The 14368-nt window shown below is 65.7% G+C and carries 15 protein-coding genes; 7 read left to right on the forward strand and 8 right to left on the reverse strand.

What is annotated here, in order from left to right:
- Positions 1–26: 26 nt before the first annotated feature.
- On the forward strand, positions 27–362 hold the full coding sequence (locus HZZ16_RS01790) for a hydroxyisourate hydrolase (RefSeq protein ID WP_197946788.1): 336 nt from the start codon (positions 27–29) through the stop codon (positions 360–362).
- Here the strand turns inward: HZZ16_RS01790 and HZZ16_RS01795 are convergent, their stop codons facing one another.
- The 4 genes from HZZ16_RS01795 to HZZ16_RS01810 are packed head-to-tail and all read right to left on the reverse strand — an operon-like array spanning position 363 to position 4216.
- Positions 363–1178: an ABC transporter permease gene (locus tag HZZ16_RS01795; RefSeq protein WP_197946789.1), complete on the reverse strand. Its 816-nt coding sequence runs from the start codon at positions 1176–1178 to the stop codon at positions 363–365. It lies immediately after the preceding gene.
- Complete coding sequence (locus HZZ16_RS01800) at positions 1178–2041, reverse strand: ABC transporter permease (protein ID WP_197946790.1); 864 nt, start codon at positions 2039–2041, stop codon at positions 1178–1180. Before HZZ16_RS01800 ends, HZZ16_RS01795 begins: the two co-directional genes overlap by 1 nt.
- Positions 2042–2044: 3 nt before the next feature.
- Positions 2045–3091 carry an ABC transporter substrate-binding protein gene (locus HZZ16_RS01805; RefSeq protein WP_197946791.1) on the reverse strand — a complete coding sequence of 349 codons (1047 nt, stop codon included), beginning with the start codon at positions 3089–3091 and terminating at the stop codon, positions 2045–2047.
- Positions 3092–3121: 30 nt separating this feature from the next.
- Entirely contained in the window at positions 3122–4216 is a 1095-nt protein-coding gene (locus HZZ16_RS01810; RefSeq protein ID WP_197946792.1) for an ABC transporter ATP-binding protein, read from the reverse strand.
- A gap of 88 nt (positions 4217–4304) precedes the next feature.
- On the opposite strand from HZZ16_RS01810, the gene HZZ16_RS01815 reads away from it, so the two are divergent.
- Positions 4305–5693, forward strand: coding sequence for an amidase (locus HZZ16_RS01815; RefSeq protein WP_197946793.1), 1389 nt, complete (start codon positions 4305–4307; stop codon positions 5691–5693).
- Here the strand turns inward: HZZ16_RS01815 and HZZ16_RS01820 are convergent, their stop codons facing one another.
- Positions 5694–6443, reverse strand: a complete 750-nt coding sequence (locus HZZ16_RS01820; RefSeq protein ID WP_197947259.1) for an aspartate/glutamate racemase family protein — start codon at positions 6441–6443, stop codon at positions 5694–5696. It lies immediately after the preceding gene.
- A gap of 2 nt (positions 6444–6445) precedes the next feature.
- Complete coding sequence (locus tag HZZ16_RS01825; protein ID WP_197946794.1) at positions 6446–7189, reverse strand: GntR family transcriptional regulator; 744 nt, start codon at positions 7187–7189, stop codon at positions 6446–6448.
- 165 nt (positions 7190–7354) lie between these two features.
- Between HZZ16_RS01825 and HZZ16_RS01830 the strand changes: the two genes are divergently transcribed.
- From HZZ16_RS01830 to hydA, 5 genes are read left to right on the forward strand one after another with little or no spacing between them, the layout of a single operon-like run.
- The gene (locus tag HZZ16_RS01830) at positions 7355–8359 is read left to right on the forward strand and encodes an ABC transporter substrate-binding protein (protein WP_197946795.1); all 1005 of its coding nucleotides are present in this window, start codon (positions 7355–7357) and stop codon (positions 8357–8359) included.
- The gene (locus HZZ16_RS01835) at positions 8343–9194 is read left to right on the forward strand and encodes an ABC transporter permease (protein WP_197946796.1); all 852 of its coding nucleotides are present in this window, start codon (positions 8343–8345) and stop codon (positions 9192–9194) included. Before HZZ16_RS01830 ends, HZZ16_RS01835 begins: the two co-directional genes overlap by 17 nt.
- Entirely contained in the window at positions 9194–9970 is a 777-nt protein-coding gene (locus tag HZZ16_RS01840; protein WP_197946797.1) for an ABC transporter ATP-binding protein, read from the forward strand. The genes HZZ16_RS01835 and HZZ16_RS01840 overlap by 1 nt, the downstream gene beginning before the upstream one ends.
- A gap of 9 nt (positions 9971–9979) precedes the next feature.
- Positions 9980–10711 carry a maleate cis-trans isomerase family protein gene (locus tag HZZ16_RS01845; protein ID WP_197946798.1) on the forward strand — a complete coding sequence of 244 codons (732 nt, stop codon included), beginning with the start codon at positions 9980–9982 and terminating at the stop codon, positions 10709–10711.
- Positions 10672–12132, forward strand: coding sequence for a dihydropyrimidinase (gene hydA, locus HZZ16_RS01850; RefSeq protein WP_197946799.1), 1461 nt, complete (start codon positions 10672–10674; stop codon positions 12130–12132). Before HZZ16_RS01845 ends, hydA begins: the two co-directional genes overlap by 40 nt.
- Positions 12133–12150: 18 nt before the next feature.
- Here the strand turns inward: hydA and HZZ16_RS01855 are convergent, their stop codons facing one another.
- Positions 12151–12777 (reverse strand): FMN-dependent NADH-azoreductase, encoded by a 627-nt coding sequence (locus HZZ16_RS01855; protein WP_197946800.1) that lies wholly within the window; start codon positions 12775–12777, stop codon positions 12151–12153.
- Positions 12778–12780: 3 nt separating this feature from the next.
- The gene (locus tag HZZ16_RS01860) at positions 12781–14355 is read right to left on the reverse strand and encodes an isochorismatase family protein (RefSeq protein WP_197946801.1); all 1575 of its coding nucleotides are present in this window, start codon (positions 14353–14355) and stop codon (positions 12781–12783) included.
- Between the last annotated feature and the right edge of the window lie 13 nt (positions 14356–14368).

Here is a 14368-nt window from a genome sequence, read left to right on the forward strand (position 1 = left end):
GGCGGCGTGCTCATGGGAGGAACATTGTGGCAGGCGGTATTTCCATTCACGCAGTCGACGTCGCGAGCGGACGGCCCGCGCAGGGGCTGCGCGTCGAGATCTGGCGGATCGATCCGGATTCCCAGCGCATCGCCGACGGGCGGCTCGGCGCGAGCGGCGTGCTTGATCATGCCGTCGCGCAGGGTGCCGGTGTGACGGAAGGCGAGTACGAGGTGCTGTTTCATCTCGGCGAGTTCTTTGGCGAGCGCGACGGCTTCCTCACCGTGACGCCGTTCCGCTTTCGCATCAAGAACGTTGATGAGCATTTTCATCTGCCGCTGAAATTCACGCGCTGGGGCTATTCGCTGTTCCGCGGCGCCTGATCAGTTGGTCAGCCGCCGCGACAGGCCGGTGACGCGCTCCATGACCGCGACCAGCGCGATGGTGGCGATGATCAGCACGCCCGAGAGTGCCGCGATGGTGACATCCAGCTTGCCTTCGAGATCCTGCCACATCCGGATCGGCAGCATGTCGGTGGCGGCATCGCGCAGGAACAGCGACACCGGCACGTTGTCGAACGACGACATGAAGGCGATGAAGGCGCCGGCGATGATGCCCGGCCGGATCAGCGGCAGCACAATGCGCCGGAACGTGTAGAGGCGGCTCGCGCCGAGCACGGCCGAGCTTTCGAGCAGGGTCGGCTCGAGCTGGGCCAGCGCTGCAACCGTGTTGCGCACCACATAGGGCACGCAGACCACGGTATGCCCGATCACCAGCGTCAGCGGCGACACCGGCAGGCCGACCAGCGAGAACAGCATCAGCGCAGCGAGGCCGAAGGCGAGCGCGGGCAGCACCAGCGGCGACATGAAGAGGGAATCGAGCAGCCGCGCCGACAGCGTCCGTGACCGCGAGATCGCGAGCGCTGCGGCGACGCCGAGCACGACGGACAAGCCGGTCGCCCACAGCGCGACGATCAGGCTGTTCTTGGCGGCGAAGTGCAGCTGCCACGCATTCCACAGCTCGACGTACCAACGCAGCGAATAGCCGGGTGGCGGAAAGCGCAGCGAGAAGCCGCTGGTGAAGGAGACGATCAGCACCACGAGCGAGGGGGCGATGATGATAAGAAGCGCGATCACCGCGATCACGGTCATGACGAGCTCGAAGCTGATCGCCTCGAGCGTGCGCTTGCGGCCGCTCATCATGCGCCTCCATAGCCGCGCGACATGCGGCCGAGCGTGGTGAAGACCGAGACGACCGCGAGCACGGCAAGCAGGAAGATGATCGAGATCGCGGCCGCAAACGGCCAGTTCTGCAGCGTCGAGGCCTGCTGGTAGAGATACATCGGCATGAACAGCATCTGCCCGCCGCCGATCAGCGACTGGGTGATGAAGGCGGTGATCGAGGCGGCATAGGTCAGCGTGCAGCCGGCGATGACGCCCGGCAGCGACAGCGGCAGCACGATTCGGAAGAAGGTGCGCCAGCTTCCGGCGCCGAGCGAGCAGGAGGCATCGTCGAGATTGGGATCGATGCGGCCGAGCGCGGTGATCAGCGGCAGCGTCATCAAGGGCATCTGCACCTGTGCCAGCGCGATCACCACGCCGAACTGGGTGTAGAGCAGTTTTAGCGGGGTATCGATTAGGCCGAGTGATTGCAGCGTCGCATTGATGATGCCCTGACGCCCGAGGATGACGATCCAGGCGAAGGTCCGGACCACGACGCTGGTCAGAAGCGGCAGTAGCACGATCAGGATGATGACGGTCTGAAGCTTTGGCCCGACCCGCTGGTACAGCCAGGCGATGGGAAAGCCGAGCACGAGGCAGACGGCCGTCACCTCGGCGCCCAGCAGCAGCGTCGAGCCGAGCACGCCGAGGCTGAACGGATCAGTGAGGAAGTGAAGGTATTGGCCGAGCCCCCAATGGAGCCCGGCCGTGTCATTGTGCAGCGAGAGCCAGAACAATTGCAGCAGCGGCGCGACGAAGAAGACCAGGAAGAACAGCGCCAGCGGCGCAGCCAATCCCATTCCGTAGGACGTCACGTCCCGTGCTGCCGGTGCTGCGCCCATGGTTTAGATCTTGATCTCGCGGTTGAAGCGCTCGATCCAGGCCGAGCGCTGCTCGTTGATCTTCTTCCAGTCCTGGAACACGAACTTCTTCTTCAGCTCGGCGGTGTCCTTGGCCAGCACGCGTGCGATCTCGCCACCCATCGCCACCTTGGAATTGGTCGGCACGATCAGATAGGGCGGGTTCATCAGCGTGGTCTGCACCTCCGGCATCAAGGCCGCCTCGATCAGCTTGAAGGCGAGCTCGCGGTTCGGCGAGTTCTTGACGATGTGGATCGTGGTCTTGAAGGCAATGGCGCCTTCCTTCGGCGCCACGAACTCGACCGGCACGCCACGCGCCTTCAGGATCTGGATGGCGTTGAAATTGCCGGGCGAGATGTCGATCTGGCCCTGCTGGAACAGGGTCGCGAGCGCGCCGGGATTGGCGGCGACGGCGGCGAGGTTGGGCTTGAGCTCCTCCAGCGCCTTGAAGCCCGGATCGACATTGGCCTCCGAGCCGCCGCGCATCTTGGCGATCTCGACCAGCCAGCCGGTGCCGAGCGTCGAGTTGAGGTTGGTGATGCCGACGCGGCCCTTGAACTCCGGCTTCCAGAGGTCGGCCCATGACGTGGGCGGCGTCTTGACCGCTTCCGGATTGTAGGTGAGGCCGACGACCTGGAAGAACGGGGCGGGGCCCATCGGCTCCTGTGCCTCAGCGATCAGGTCCTTGTAGTACGCGCTCTTCTCGACCGGATAGGGCTCGACCAGATCCTGGCCGACGGCGACGAGGGCAGGGCCCGGATCGTGCAGCATGACGTCGATCGGCGGATTTGCTTTCGCTGCGTTGACCTTGGCGATCTGGTCGACCGAGAGCATGGGATCGAGCACCATCGCGGCGTCCGCATTGGCTTTGCGGAACGCCGGCACCAGCACGGCCTTGTGCGCTTCCTCCCAGCTGCCGGTAAAGGTCGCAAACACCAGCGGGCGCGCCTGGGCGTAGCTCAGGCCTGGAAACGCCTTCATGGCGCCGAGCGTGAGCGCCGTGGTCAGCAGGCTTCTGCGGTTCATGATCATATCAAACTCCCCTCTGGACAAAGATTGGATCTAAAGCGTTGCGGGAAAGGCGTTGGCGAGCGATGGGGCGAGCGGCGCGAGGCGCACCGCAGCACCGTTCTCCAAGGCGCGCGTCTCGCCGATGCGCGCCTGAGAAACCTTGACGCCGGAGCCATCGGCGGTGGTGACTTCATGCACGACAGTGGCGCCCAGCGGCAGCGACATGCCGACCACACCGGCAAAGCCGGTCTCGTCGCCGACGAATTGCAGATGCTCGGGCCGGATGCAGACAGTGACGCGGCCGCCCTCGCTGAGCGCACCGCCTGCGGGACGCGCGATGATCTCCGCGCCGGCATCGAGGCGCACCTTCGCCTCCGTGCGATCCGCCGAGACCACGACACCGGGCAAGCGGTTGGTGGAGCCGACGAAGGTGTTGACGAACAGCGTCTGCGGACGGTCATAGACGTCCGATGGCGAGCCGAACTGCTCGAGCTTGCCATGGCTCAGCACGGCGACGCGATCGGCCATCGACAGCGCTTCTTCCTGGTCGTGCGTGACGATCAGCGTGGTGATGCCGGAGACGCGCTGCAGCCGCTTGACCTCGATCTGCATGTCCAGCCGCAAATTCTTGTCGAGCGCGGCGAAGGGCTCGTCGAGCAGCAGGATCGACGGCTTGATCGCGAGCGCGCGGGCGAGCGCAACGCGCTGCTGCTGGCCGCCGGAGAGCTGCCGCGGCAGCCGCTCGGCCATGGCCGGCAGCTGCACCAGCTCCAGCAGGCGTTGCGCCTCGCGCTGGCGCGTCGCCTTGTCGATGCCGCGGGCGGCAAGGCCATAGGCGACGTTCTCGCTGATCGACAGGTGCGGGAACAGCGCGTAGTTCTGGAACACGATGCCGACGGCGCGCTTGTTCGGCGGCAACGCATCGACGATGTCGTCGCCGATGATGATCCTGCCTTGCGTCTGCGCGATGAAGCCGGCGATGATGCGCAGCAGCGTTGTCTTGCCGCAGCCGGACGGACCGAGCAGGGCGATGATCTCGCCGCCCTTGATGTCGAGATTGATGTTCTCGACCGCAAGCGCGCCACTCGGATACCGGTGGGTGACCGCGTCGACGACGAGCGATCGGCCGCTTGGCGCATCAACCATGGTGTTGCCTCCCGTTGCCCCAGAGGAGAAAGCAAGTCTCGTGCCCGCGCCTGTCGCTTTTCGGCGTGTGTTTTGGCATGGTGGTCCCATGACATCGGATCGATCGATATGCGACCTCACCGCCACCGAGCTTGCGCGCGCCATTGTGAGGGGCGAGCTGTCCTCCCGTGACGCCGTTGAAGCGCATCTCGCGCGGATTGCAGACCGCGACACCCGATTGGCGGCGTTCGTGACGGTCGATGCGGACGGCGCCCGCCGCGCCGCGCAGATGTGCGACGCGGCATCTGCGCCGATCGGACCGCTGCATGGCGTGCCCGTTGGAATCAAGGACCTCACCGACACTGCGGGACTTACGACCACCTACGGATCGGTGCTGTTCCGTGATCACGTCCCGCGCGAGGACGATCTCGTGGTGGCGCGACTGCGGCGCGCCGGCGCGATCATTCTCGGCAAGACCAACACGCCGGAGTTCGGCTTCGGGGCGGTCTGCACCAACAGATTGTGCGGACCGACACGCAATCCGTTCGATTCCGCGCTGACCTCCGGCGGATCGTCCGGCGGCTCTGCCGTCGCGGTCGCATCCGGCATGGTGCCGCTGGCGCATGGCACTGATTTCGGCGGCTCGGTACGCACGCCCGCCAGCTTCTGCGACGTCGCTTCGATCCGGCCGACACCCGGCCGCATCCCGTCGCCGCGCCGGCCGTTCGGCTGGGACATGCTGGCGACCCACGGTTTCCTCGCACGCAACGTCGACGATCTCGAATTCGCGTTGTCGGTCTGCGCCGGAGGCGATGCGAATGATCCGCTCTCGCTCGGCAGCGTCGGTGATGATCACTCCATCGCTGGCCGCCCCCGGATCGCCGTCACGCCCGATTTCGGCGTCGCGCCCGTCGCGCGCGAGGTTCGTGCGCGCCTCGCTGCGGCTTGCGAGGCGCTCGCGCGTGTTGCCGATCTCGTGCCATCCTCGCCCGACTGCGGCGGGGCGATCGAAGCCTTCCGCACGCTCCGCGCCGCGAACATCGCGAGCAGCTATGGCGAACTGCTGAGGACGCGGCGTGCGGAGCTCACGCCGACGGTGATCTGGAATATCGAAGCCGGCGCAAACCTGTCCGCGCAGGACTACCTCAACGCCGAGCGGCGCCGCACCGCGATCTACCGCAGCTTTCGCGAGCTGTTCACTCACGCCGATGTCCTGGTCGCACCGGCCGCGTCCGTCTTGCCCTGGCCGAATGAGATCGCCGATGTCACTGCCATCGACGGGGCTGCGCTGGAGACGCCGATCGACTACCTCGCCGTGACCTTCATTGTGTCGCTGGTCGGCCTCCCGGTGTTGACCCTCCCGGTGCCACGCGGGGAGCATGAGCTGCCCTTCGGCATCCAGATCATCGCGCCGCCGGGATGCGAATCCCGCTTGTTTGCCTTCGGCCGCATGCTCGAGAACGAACTGGGTTTTTCGCATCGCCGGCCGCCTCTCTGATCAGCTGTCGCGATGCTCGAGCCGGGCGGCGAGCGCATCGGCAAGGCCGATGGTCGGTTTGGCGGCGGGACGGCGGAACGTGCCGGCAATGGCCTTGCGCAAACGCAGCGCGTGCAGCGTCTCGGCTTGCTTCACTGACGCTATGACCTGATCGACCACGGGGACGGGGATCCGGTCGGAGACGCGCTCGGCAAGGCCCGAGAGCGGGGCGCCGGCAAAGATCAGCACATCGGCCTCGTCCTCGACGATGGCGCGCCGGGCGAGCTCGACCAGCATGTCCTCCTTCTCGTTGCCGACCTCGGAGATCGCCTGAAACGGCGTATCCAGCATGCGGATGCCGGCGCAGCGCTCCCACAGTCCGTGGGAGCGGACGCATTCCTCGTACCAGGGCCCCAGCGCCTGCGCGAAAGTGACGATGGCAAAGCGGCGTCCGGCCATGCACGCGGTCAGCATCGCCGCCTCCGCCATGCCGATCACGGGAATGTCGAAGGTCTCGCGCGCGGCGAACAAGCCGGGATCGCCGAAGGCCGCGATGATCGCGGCGTCGACCTTCTCGTGCTGCTCGGCAAGCATCTCCAGCGCGATGGCGCCGCCGATCTGCGCCTCGGTGCGCGTGGCGATATAGGGCACACCGCGGGTCGCGGTGCACGGGATCAGCTCGGTGCCTTCTGAGGCGGCGCGCTGCCCGACGCCCAGCATCAGCTGCGTGACCTCGGTGCTGGTGTTGGGGTTGAGCAGCAGCAGCTTCATGATCATGCCGCCGGCCGCTTGGCCTGAGAGGCGGCGAGGACTTCCAGCAGCGCCGTGCCGGTCCGCGCGACATGCGCGCCGAGCAGGCGGCCGGCCGCTTCGCCGTCGCGCGCTTCGAGCGCGGCCAGGATGTCGGCGTGCTCGTCGACCGAATTGCTCCAGCGCCTGTCGGCGCCGAGCGCGAGATAACGCGCACGCTCGGCGCGCGAGATCAGCGTCTCGTGCGCCTCGCGCAGCGGCGTGTTGCGCGCCATGCGGACGATGGTGCTGTGGATCTCGCCGTTGATGGCGAAATAATCGTCGAGCTTGCCGCTGCGGTGATGACCCTCCATCCGGGTCTGCAGCGTGCGCAGGCGGGCGAGATCGCGCTCGGTGGCGCGCTCCGCGGCGAGTTCTGCGGCGAGCCGCTCGATGCCGGCGAGGGCCTCGAACAATTCCGAGATGCCGTCGACCGCGATATCGGCAATGCGCGGGCTGCGGTTCGGACGGAGCTCGATCAAGCCCTCCGCCGCGAGCACCTTCATCGCCTCGCGCAGGGGGGTGCGCGACACGCCGAGCTCCTTCGACAGCTTGGTCTCCTGAGTCTGCGAGCCCGGCGGCAGCTCGCCGCGAATGATCATCGTCCGCATCCGCGCGGCGGCGCGCTCATGCAGGCCCATCCGCTTGAGCTTGGGCGACTTTCGTCCCTTTGGCGCTTCCGATCTTGCCTGCACGCGTGCCTCATTTCTCACGTCGATCCTAGCCATTTCCGGCCCGTCTGCTTGCCCAAAATACCGACGCATCCGGCTGAAAACAATGGCATACCGCGCAAATTGTATGCAGCATGCAAAAACTGGATTGCGCTGCGCCAAAGGCCGGCGGATGATCGCTCCCGACGCGCGGGATGCCGCGGTTTCGAAACGGAGTGAGCGATGCGGACGAGTGTGCGACTGGGCCTCGTGGTGATGGCTTTGGTGCTTGGCGGAAGCGATCTCGTCTCGGCGCAAGCCGCGAAGATCAAGCTCGGCTACGCCAAATGTGCGCACTGCCTGCCGATGTCGCTCATCCCCGGGATCGCGAAGGGCGTCGAGGTCGAGGCCACAGGCTTCAACTCGGGCAATGACGTGCTCACCGCTTTGGTGTCGAAGAGCATCGACGTCGCACAGGTCACCTATCTCCACTACATCACCGCGCTCGACAAAGGTTTTGACGTCGTTGCGGTCTCCGGGCAGATCAATGGCGGCTCGGAATGCCTCTCCTCTGCGAAGCTGAGCCTTCCCCCGGAAGATTGGGCCACGTTCAAGGCGACCGTTGCGAAGGCGAAGAGCGACGGTCAGCCGCTTAAGGTCGCGGCCTCCCGCGGCAATGCGCAGGACATCCACATGCGCGGCGCGTTCCTCAAGCAGGGCGTCGATCCCAACAAGGACATCCAGTTCATCAACATTCCCAATCCGTCCGACCATCTCGCAGCGCTCCAGCGCGGCGAGGTCGACATGATCTGTTCGGTCGAGCCGTTCGCCTCGCAGATCCGGCTCGCCGGCGCCGGCAAGCATTTCGTGCTGCCGTACGAGCAGGCCGCGGGCAACCTTACTAATTTGATCGTCACCCGTTCCGACGTGATCGCGAGCCAGCGCGCCGGCGTCCAGGGCGTCGTCAGCGCCGTGGTCGAGCTTGACAACAAGCTGATCGCGGACAAGGCGCCCTGGATCGAGGTCATCAACAAACTGACCGGCCTCGACAAGAACGTGGCGACTGAGGCGCTGCAGAATGCATCGCCAGATCCCGCGATCCATCGCTCGCAGACGCTGGCGATCGCCGCGATGATGCGCGACCTCAAATACATCTCGAAGGACGTCTCCACCGAGGCGGCGAAGAACATGGACTATTCGTTCCTGGAGCAGGCCACCGGAAAAACCAAGAATGACCTCGGTTACTGACGTCTCGCCCGCCAGGCCGGCGTTTCGGCTGACGCGGGCATTCCAGGGGCTCGAACGCCTGGTCGTGCCGGCGCTGCTGGTCGCCGGTTGGGAGGCCTTTGCCTGCAGCGGCATGCTGCCGCCGGCGCTGCTGCCGGCGCCGAGCGCGGTGCTGCATGCGCTCGGAGACTGGGTGTTCGGCTTTGATGAGACCACGCAGACCTATTCCGGGCACTGGCTGCGCGACGCGCTCGCCAGCGCGCTTCGCGTCTTCGGCGGCTTTGCACTCGCAAGCTTCTTCGGTGTCCTCGCCGGCGTCGCGATCGGCTGGTCGCGCCTGTTCGAGAAGACGCTTGAGCCGACCCTGCAGATGCTGCGGCCGATCCCGCCGGTGTCCTGGATTCCGCTCGCCATCATCTGGTTCGGCATCGCCGACAAGCCGGCGATCTTCCTGGTTTTCCTCGGCGCCTTCTTTCCCGTGCTGATGAACAGCATCCATGGCGTGAAGACCGTGGACCACAATCTGGTCCGCGCCGGCGCGATGATGGGTGCCAATGGGCGGCAGATGCTGACCGACATCGTGCTGCCGGCGGCGCTACCCGCGATCTTTGCGGGGCTTCGCATCGCGGTCGGCTCGGCCTGGATGCTGACGGTCACGGCGGAGATGGTCGCGGTGAAGAGCGGCCTCGGCTACGTGCTTTGGGATTCCTATTACTTCCTGCGCTACGACATCGTGCTGGCTGCGATGATCTCGATCGGGCTGCTCGGCTATCTCTCCGACCTCGGTCTCAAGGCAATCATGGCGCGTACGCTGCGCTGGCAGCAGACCACCACGGTGCAGGGCAGGGTGGGCTGATGGCGGCAATCGAGCTTCGTAACATCGTCAAAGTGTTCTCCGACAAGCGGCGCGGCCGCGACCTCCTGACGCTGGACAACATCAATCTGGACATCGAGGCCAACGACTTCGTCTGCCTGCTCGGCCCGTCCGGCTGCGGCAAGTCGACCTTGCTCAACATCATCGCCGGTTTCGAGCAGGCGACGTCCGGCCGCACGCTGGTCGACGGCAAGCAGGTGGAGCGGCCGGGCTCGGACCGCGGCGTGGTGTTCCAGCAGGCGACCTTGATGCCGTGGCTGACCGCGATCGACAACATCGCCTTCCACCTCAAGCTCAAGGGCATCGCCAAGGCCGAGCGCTACGACAGGGCGATGGAGTTCATCGAGCTCGTCGGCCTGCGCGGCTTCGAGCACCATCATCCCTCCGAAATGTCGGGCGGCATGAACCAGCGCGTCGGCATCGCTCGCGCGCTGCTGATGAACCCCAGCGTGATCCTGATGGACGAGCCGTTCGCGGCGCTGGACGCCCAGACCAAGCTCGAAATGCAGGAGGAGCTGGTTGCGATCTGGCAGAAGCGCCGCTGCACCATCGTGTTCGTCACCCACAGCGTCGACGAGGCGCTGGTGCTCGGCAACAAGATCGTGGTGATGACCAGGCGGCCGGGCCGGATCCGCGAGGCGGTCAATTTCGACCTGCCGCGCCCGCGCGACATCACCAGCCCAGAATTCAACGACGCCAAGCGCCACATCCTGGCTTTGATCCGGGAGGAGTCGACGCGGCTTGCGCAGGCGTCGTAAGGTATCGCCATGCGCAAACGCCTCGGCATGATCACGCCGTCCTCCAACTCGGTGCTCGAGCCCGTCACCAGCGCCATGCTGGCCGATGTCTCCGGCATCACCGCGCATTTCGCGCGCTTCCGCGTCACCGAGATTGCGCTCGATGCCGCCGCGCTGAGCCAGTTCGATGCCTCGGTGATGTTGCCGGCGGCCGATCTACTGGCGGATGCCAGGGTCGACGCAATCGCCTGGAATGGCACGTCCGCAAGCTGGCTCGGCATTGGCCGCGACCGCGCTCTGTGCGAGGCGATCACGGCCCGCACAAATGTGCCGGCGACGACGTCGACGCTCGCCTGCATCGATGCCGCCCGCGCGCTCGGCGCGAGGCGCGTCGGCCTGGTCTCGCCCTATACCGATGATGTGCAGCGGCGCATCGCCGACGTCTGGGCCGAGGAGGGCGTTGCCCCGTATGCAGAGCGGCATCTCGGCTTGCGTGACAACTTTTCCTTTGGCGAGGTCGCGCCGGCGACGATCACGGACATGATCCGGGCCGTAGCGGCGGAGGGGGCTGACGCGATCGTCATCCTCTGCACCAATCTCGATGGTGCGGCGCTTGCGGCCACGTTGGAGCGGGAGCTGGACATCGCCGTGCTCGACTCGGTCGCGGTGACGCTGTGGCGGACCTTGGGTCTCGCCGGCGGCGATGTGACGGCCCTTGCGCAATGGGGGCGGATCTTCCAGACCATGCCAAATATCAGGTGACGGAGACATCAGTGACGCAGCTCGACCTCGCCATCCGCGGCGGCACCATCGTGACGGCCAGCGACGAGTTTCGCGCCGACATCGGAATTCGCGAAGGCCGCATCGTCAGCATCGCCGATCGCATCGAGGGGGCGGCGCGCGAGATCGATGCGACGGGCCTATTGGCGCTGCCGGGCGGCATCGATAGCCACGTCCATATCTCCCAGCCCTCGGGCCCCGACGTGGTGATGGCCGACGATTTTGCCTCGGCGACACGCGCGGCGGCGGCCGGCGGCAACACCATGGTGCTGCCCTTCGCGTTGCAGGAGAAGGGCACCTCGCTGCGCACCTGTGTCGAGAACTATCGCAAGCTCGCCGAAGGCGAGTGCTACATCGACACCGCCTTCCACCTCATCATCTCCGACCCGACTGCTGTGGTGCTCGGGCAGGAGCTGCCGGCCCTCGTCAAGGACGGCTACACCTCGTTCAAGGTGTTCATGACCTATGACGACCTCGTGCTCAGCGACAAGCAGCTGCTCGAAGTGTTCGACGTCGCGCGCCGCGAGGAGGCGCTGGTGATGGTCCATTGCGAGGGCTACGACGCCATCCGCTTCCTCACCAGCAAGCTGGAGCGCGAAGGTCATATCGCGCCGTACTATCACGGCACCTCGCGGCCGCAAGCGGTCGAGCGCGAAGCGACGCACCGGGCCATCAGCCATGCCGAGGTGATCGGCGTTCCCATCATGATCGTGCACGTCTCCGGACGTGAGGCGATGGAGCAGGTGCGCTGGGCGCAGCAGCGCGGCCTGCCCGTTCATGCCGAGACCTGCCCGCAATACATCACGCTGACGGCCGACGACATGAAGGGCCTCAACATGGACATTACGGGCGCGAAATATGTCTGCTCGCCGCCGCCACGCGACGTCGAGAGCCAGCAGGCGATCTGGGAAGGCATCACATCAGGCGTGTTCCAGACCTTCTCGTCCGATCACTGCCCGTTCCGCTACGACGATCCCCAGGGCAAGCTGACGCCGAACGCCCGTACCTCCTTCCGCTGGGTACCGAACGGCATCCCCGGCGTCGAGACGCGGCTGCCGATCCTGTTCTCCGAGGGCGTCTCGAAGGGACGCATCACCCTGCAGAAGTTCGTCGAGCTGACGGCGACCAGCCACGCCCGCATCTATGGCCTCTATCCGCGCAAGGGCTCGATCGGCGTCGGTTTCGATGCCGACATCGTTCTCTGGGATCCCAAGTTGAAGAAGCCGATCCGGCAGGCCGATCTGCATCACGGCGCGGACTACACGCCCTGGGAAGGTTTCGAGGTCACGGGATGGCCGGTGACGACAATCGCCAGGGGAGAGGTGGTCTGCAGCCAGGGTCGGATCGTCGGCACCAAAGGTGCAGGCCAAGTGCTGAGCCGAGGCAAATCGAGCCTGATCTGATCCCCATCTCATCACGCCTCAGAAGGTCGTGGCCATTGCAGCGAGCCGTTGATGGGCCCGTTCGCGGGCGGCATCGATCGGCTGCTGCGGTCCCGTGGTTGGACCGATCAGGACGAAGCGGACATTGCTGATCCCGATGAAGCGCAGGATTTCCCGCAAGTAGGGCGTTGCCATATCGATGCGGCCGCGGTTCATGCCGGTGCCAAAATCGCTGCCGCTGGCGATGATCACCAGCGTCGGCCGGTCCTTGAGCAGCGGGAGATATCCCTGCGACGGATCGAACCGAAAGGTGAGACCGGGCTGGACGACGATGTCGAACCACTGCTTCAGCTTGTAAGGAAGGCCGAAGTTCCACATCGGCGTCGAGATCAGCACGCGATCGGCGAGCGAGAAGCGCAGCGCCATTCGCTCGGCCTCGGCAAAGCTGTCGCGCTGCGCGTCGGTGAAGGCCTGAGCCTTCATGCGCGCATATTTGGCCTCGACGATCGGACCGATGAACTCCGGCATCCGCTCACGCCAGATGTCCACGACATCGATGTCCCAATCCGGTCGAGTCTGACGGAAGCCGTCGAGGAAAACGCGCGCGCCGGCTGTCGATTCGGACTCGGCGCGCGGCGAGCAGGACAAGTGCAGGAGCTTTGCCACAACTCATCCCAGCGCTCTGATCACGGCATCGGCCCTGGTCACGACCGCGACGTTCTGCATGGCGAAGTTGATCGAGGCGTTGTGCCAGTCGGCATTCATGGTCGAGCAGCAATCCTCTGGCACGATCATGAAATAGCCCTTGTCGGCACCGGTCCGCGCCGTATGCTCGACCGACATGTTGGTCCAGGCCCCGGTATTGATGATCATGTCGCGGCCGGTCGCCTTGAGGATCGTCTCCAGCCGCGTGCCTTCCCAGGCGCTCATCCGCATCTTCTCGACGACGAAATCGCCGGGCCGTGGCTCGAGGCCTGAAACCGGGGCCGCGCCCCAGCTCCCGCGCACCATCGCCTTGCTGTCGACGAGACCTTCGAATAGCGGAGCGTTCAGCGTGACGCCGGGCGCGCCGGGCTCGACCACGAACCAGACATGGATGATGGTGACGCCGCGGGCGCGTGCGGCTTCCGCCAGGCGCCGTACATTCTCCACGACATGCTGTTGCTTGGCGTGACCGGGCGCGCCGGACTCGGCGAAGGCGCCGCCGTCCATGATGACGTCGTTCTGCAGATCCTGGATGATCATGGCGCAGCGCTGCGGATCGAGCCGCATCTCGCCCTCGGTCAGAATAGGCGAAGCTGGCGATGAGCTCGAGCTTGTTCCGCCGCCGGCGCGCCGACCGCTCATATAGGGCTCATGCCGCGGGCCGACCCTGGTCGGGATCGCGTACACCGAGTGTGTCGAGGTGAGATAGAGCGTGCGGAAATCCGGCCCGCCCCAGGCGAGGTTGGCGACCAGCTCGGGCACACGGACCTTGCCGAGCAGCTCTCCGCGCGGCGAATAGACCCAGACGCCGCCGGGTGCGGTGACCCAGACATTGCCGTGCTGATCGCACTTCATGCCGTCGGGTAGGCCGGGCTCGAGCTCAGACTTGATGCCGCTCGCAAACACGCGTGCATTGGACAGCGAGCCGTCGCTGTTGACGTCGAACACGCGGATCAGGGCTTGCACAGTGTCGTTGATATAAAGCCGCTTCTCGTCCGGAGCGAAGCACAGCCCGTTCGGCTGGTCGAACAGGTTGCGCTCGACCACGAGCTTCGGCTCGCCGCCCGGCACGAGGCGGTAGACGCCCTGGAAGCCGAGCTGGCGCGGCCGCTCGACACCATAGACCGGCATGCGGCCATACCAGGGATCGGAGAAATAGATCGCGCCGGATGAGTGCACGCAGACGTCGTTCGGGCTGTTGAGCTCCTGGCCGCCGAAATGCGAAGCCAGCACCTCGCGCCGTCCGTCGGTGCGTTCGCGCACCAGCGACGAGGTCGCGTGCTCGCAAACGATCAAATTGAGCTCGGCGTCATAGGTCATGCCATTGCACTTGTTCGACGGACGTTTGACCTCGACGACGCCGCGCCGCGCATCCCAACGCCGCCGCACGTCGGCCGGCATGTCGGAGAACAGCAGATAATGATCGACCGGGTGCCAGATCGGTCCTTCCGTGAAGTCGAAGCCGGTGCCGATCTGTGCGACCGGTGCATAGGGGTCGATCAGGGTCTCGAACTCGCTTCGCAACGTCACATGGGTCATTGGTCCGTCCTCG

It is taken from the genome of Bradyrhizobium glycinis, from assembly GCF_016031655.1.
Classification (GTDB): Bacteria; Pseudomonadota; Alphaproteobacteria; order Rhizobiales; family Xanthobacteraceae; genus Bradyrhizobium; species Bradyrhizobium glycinis.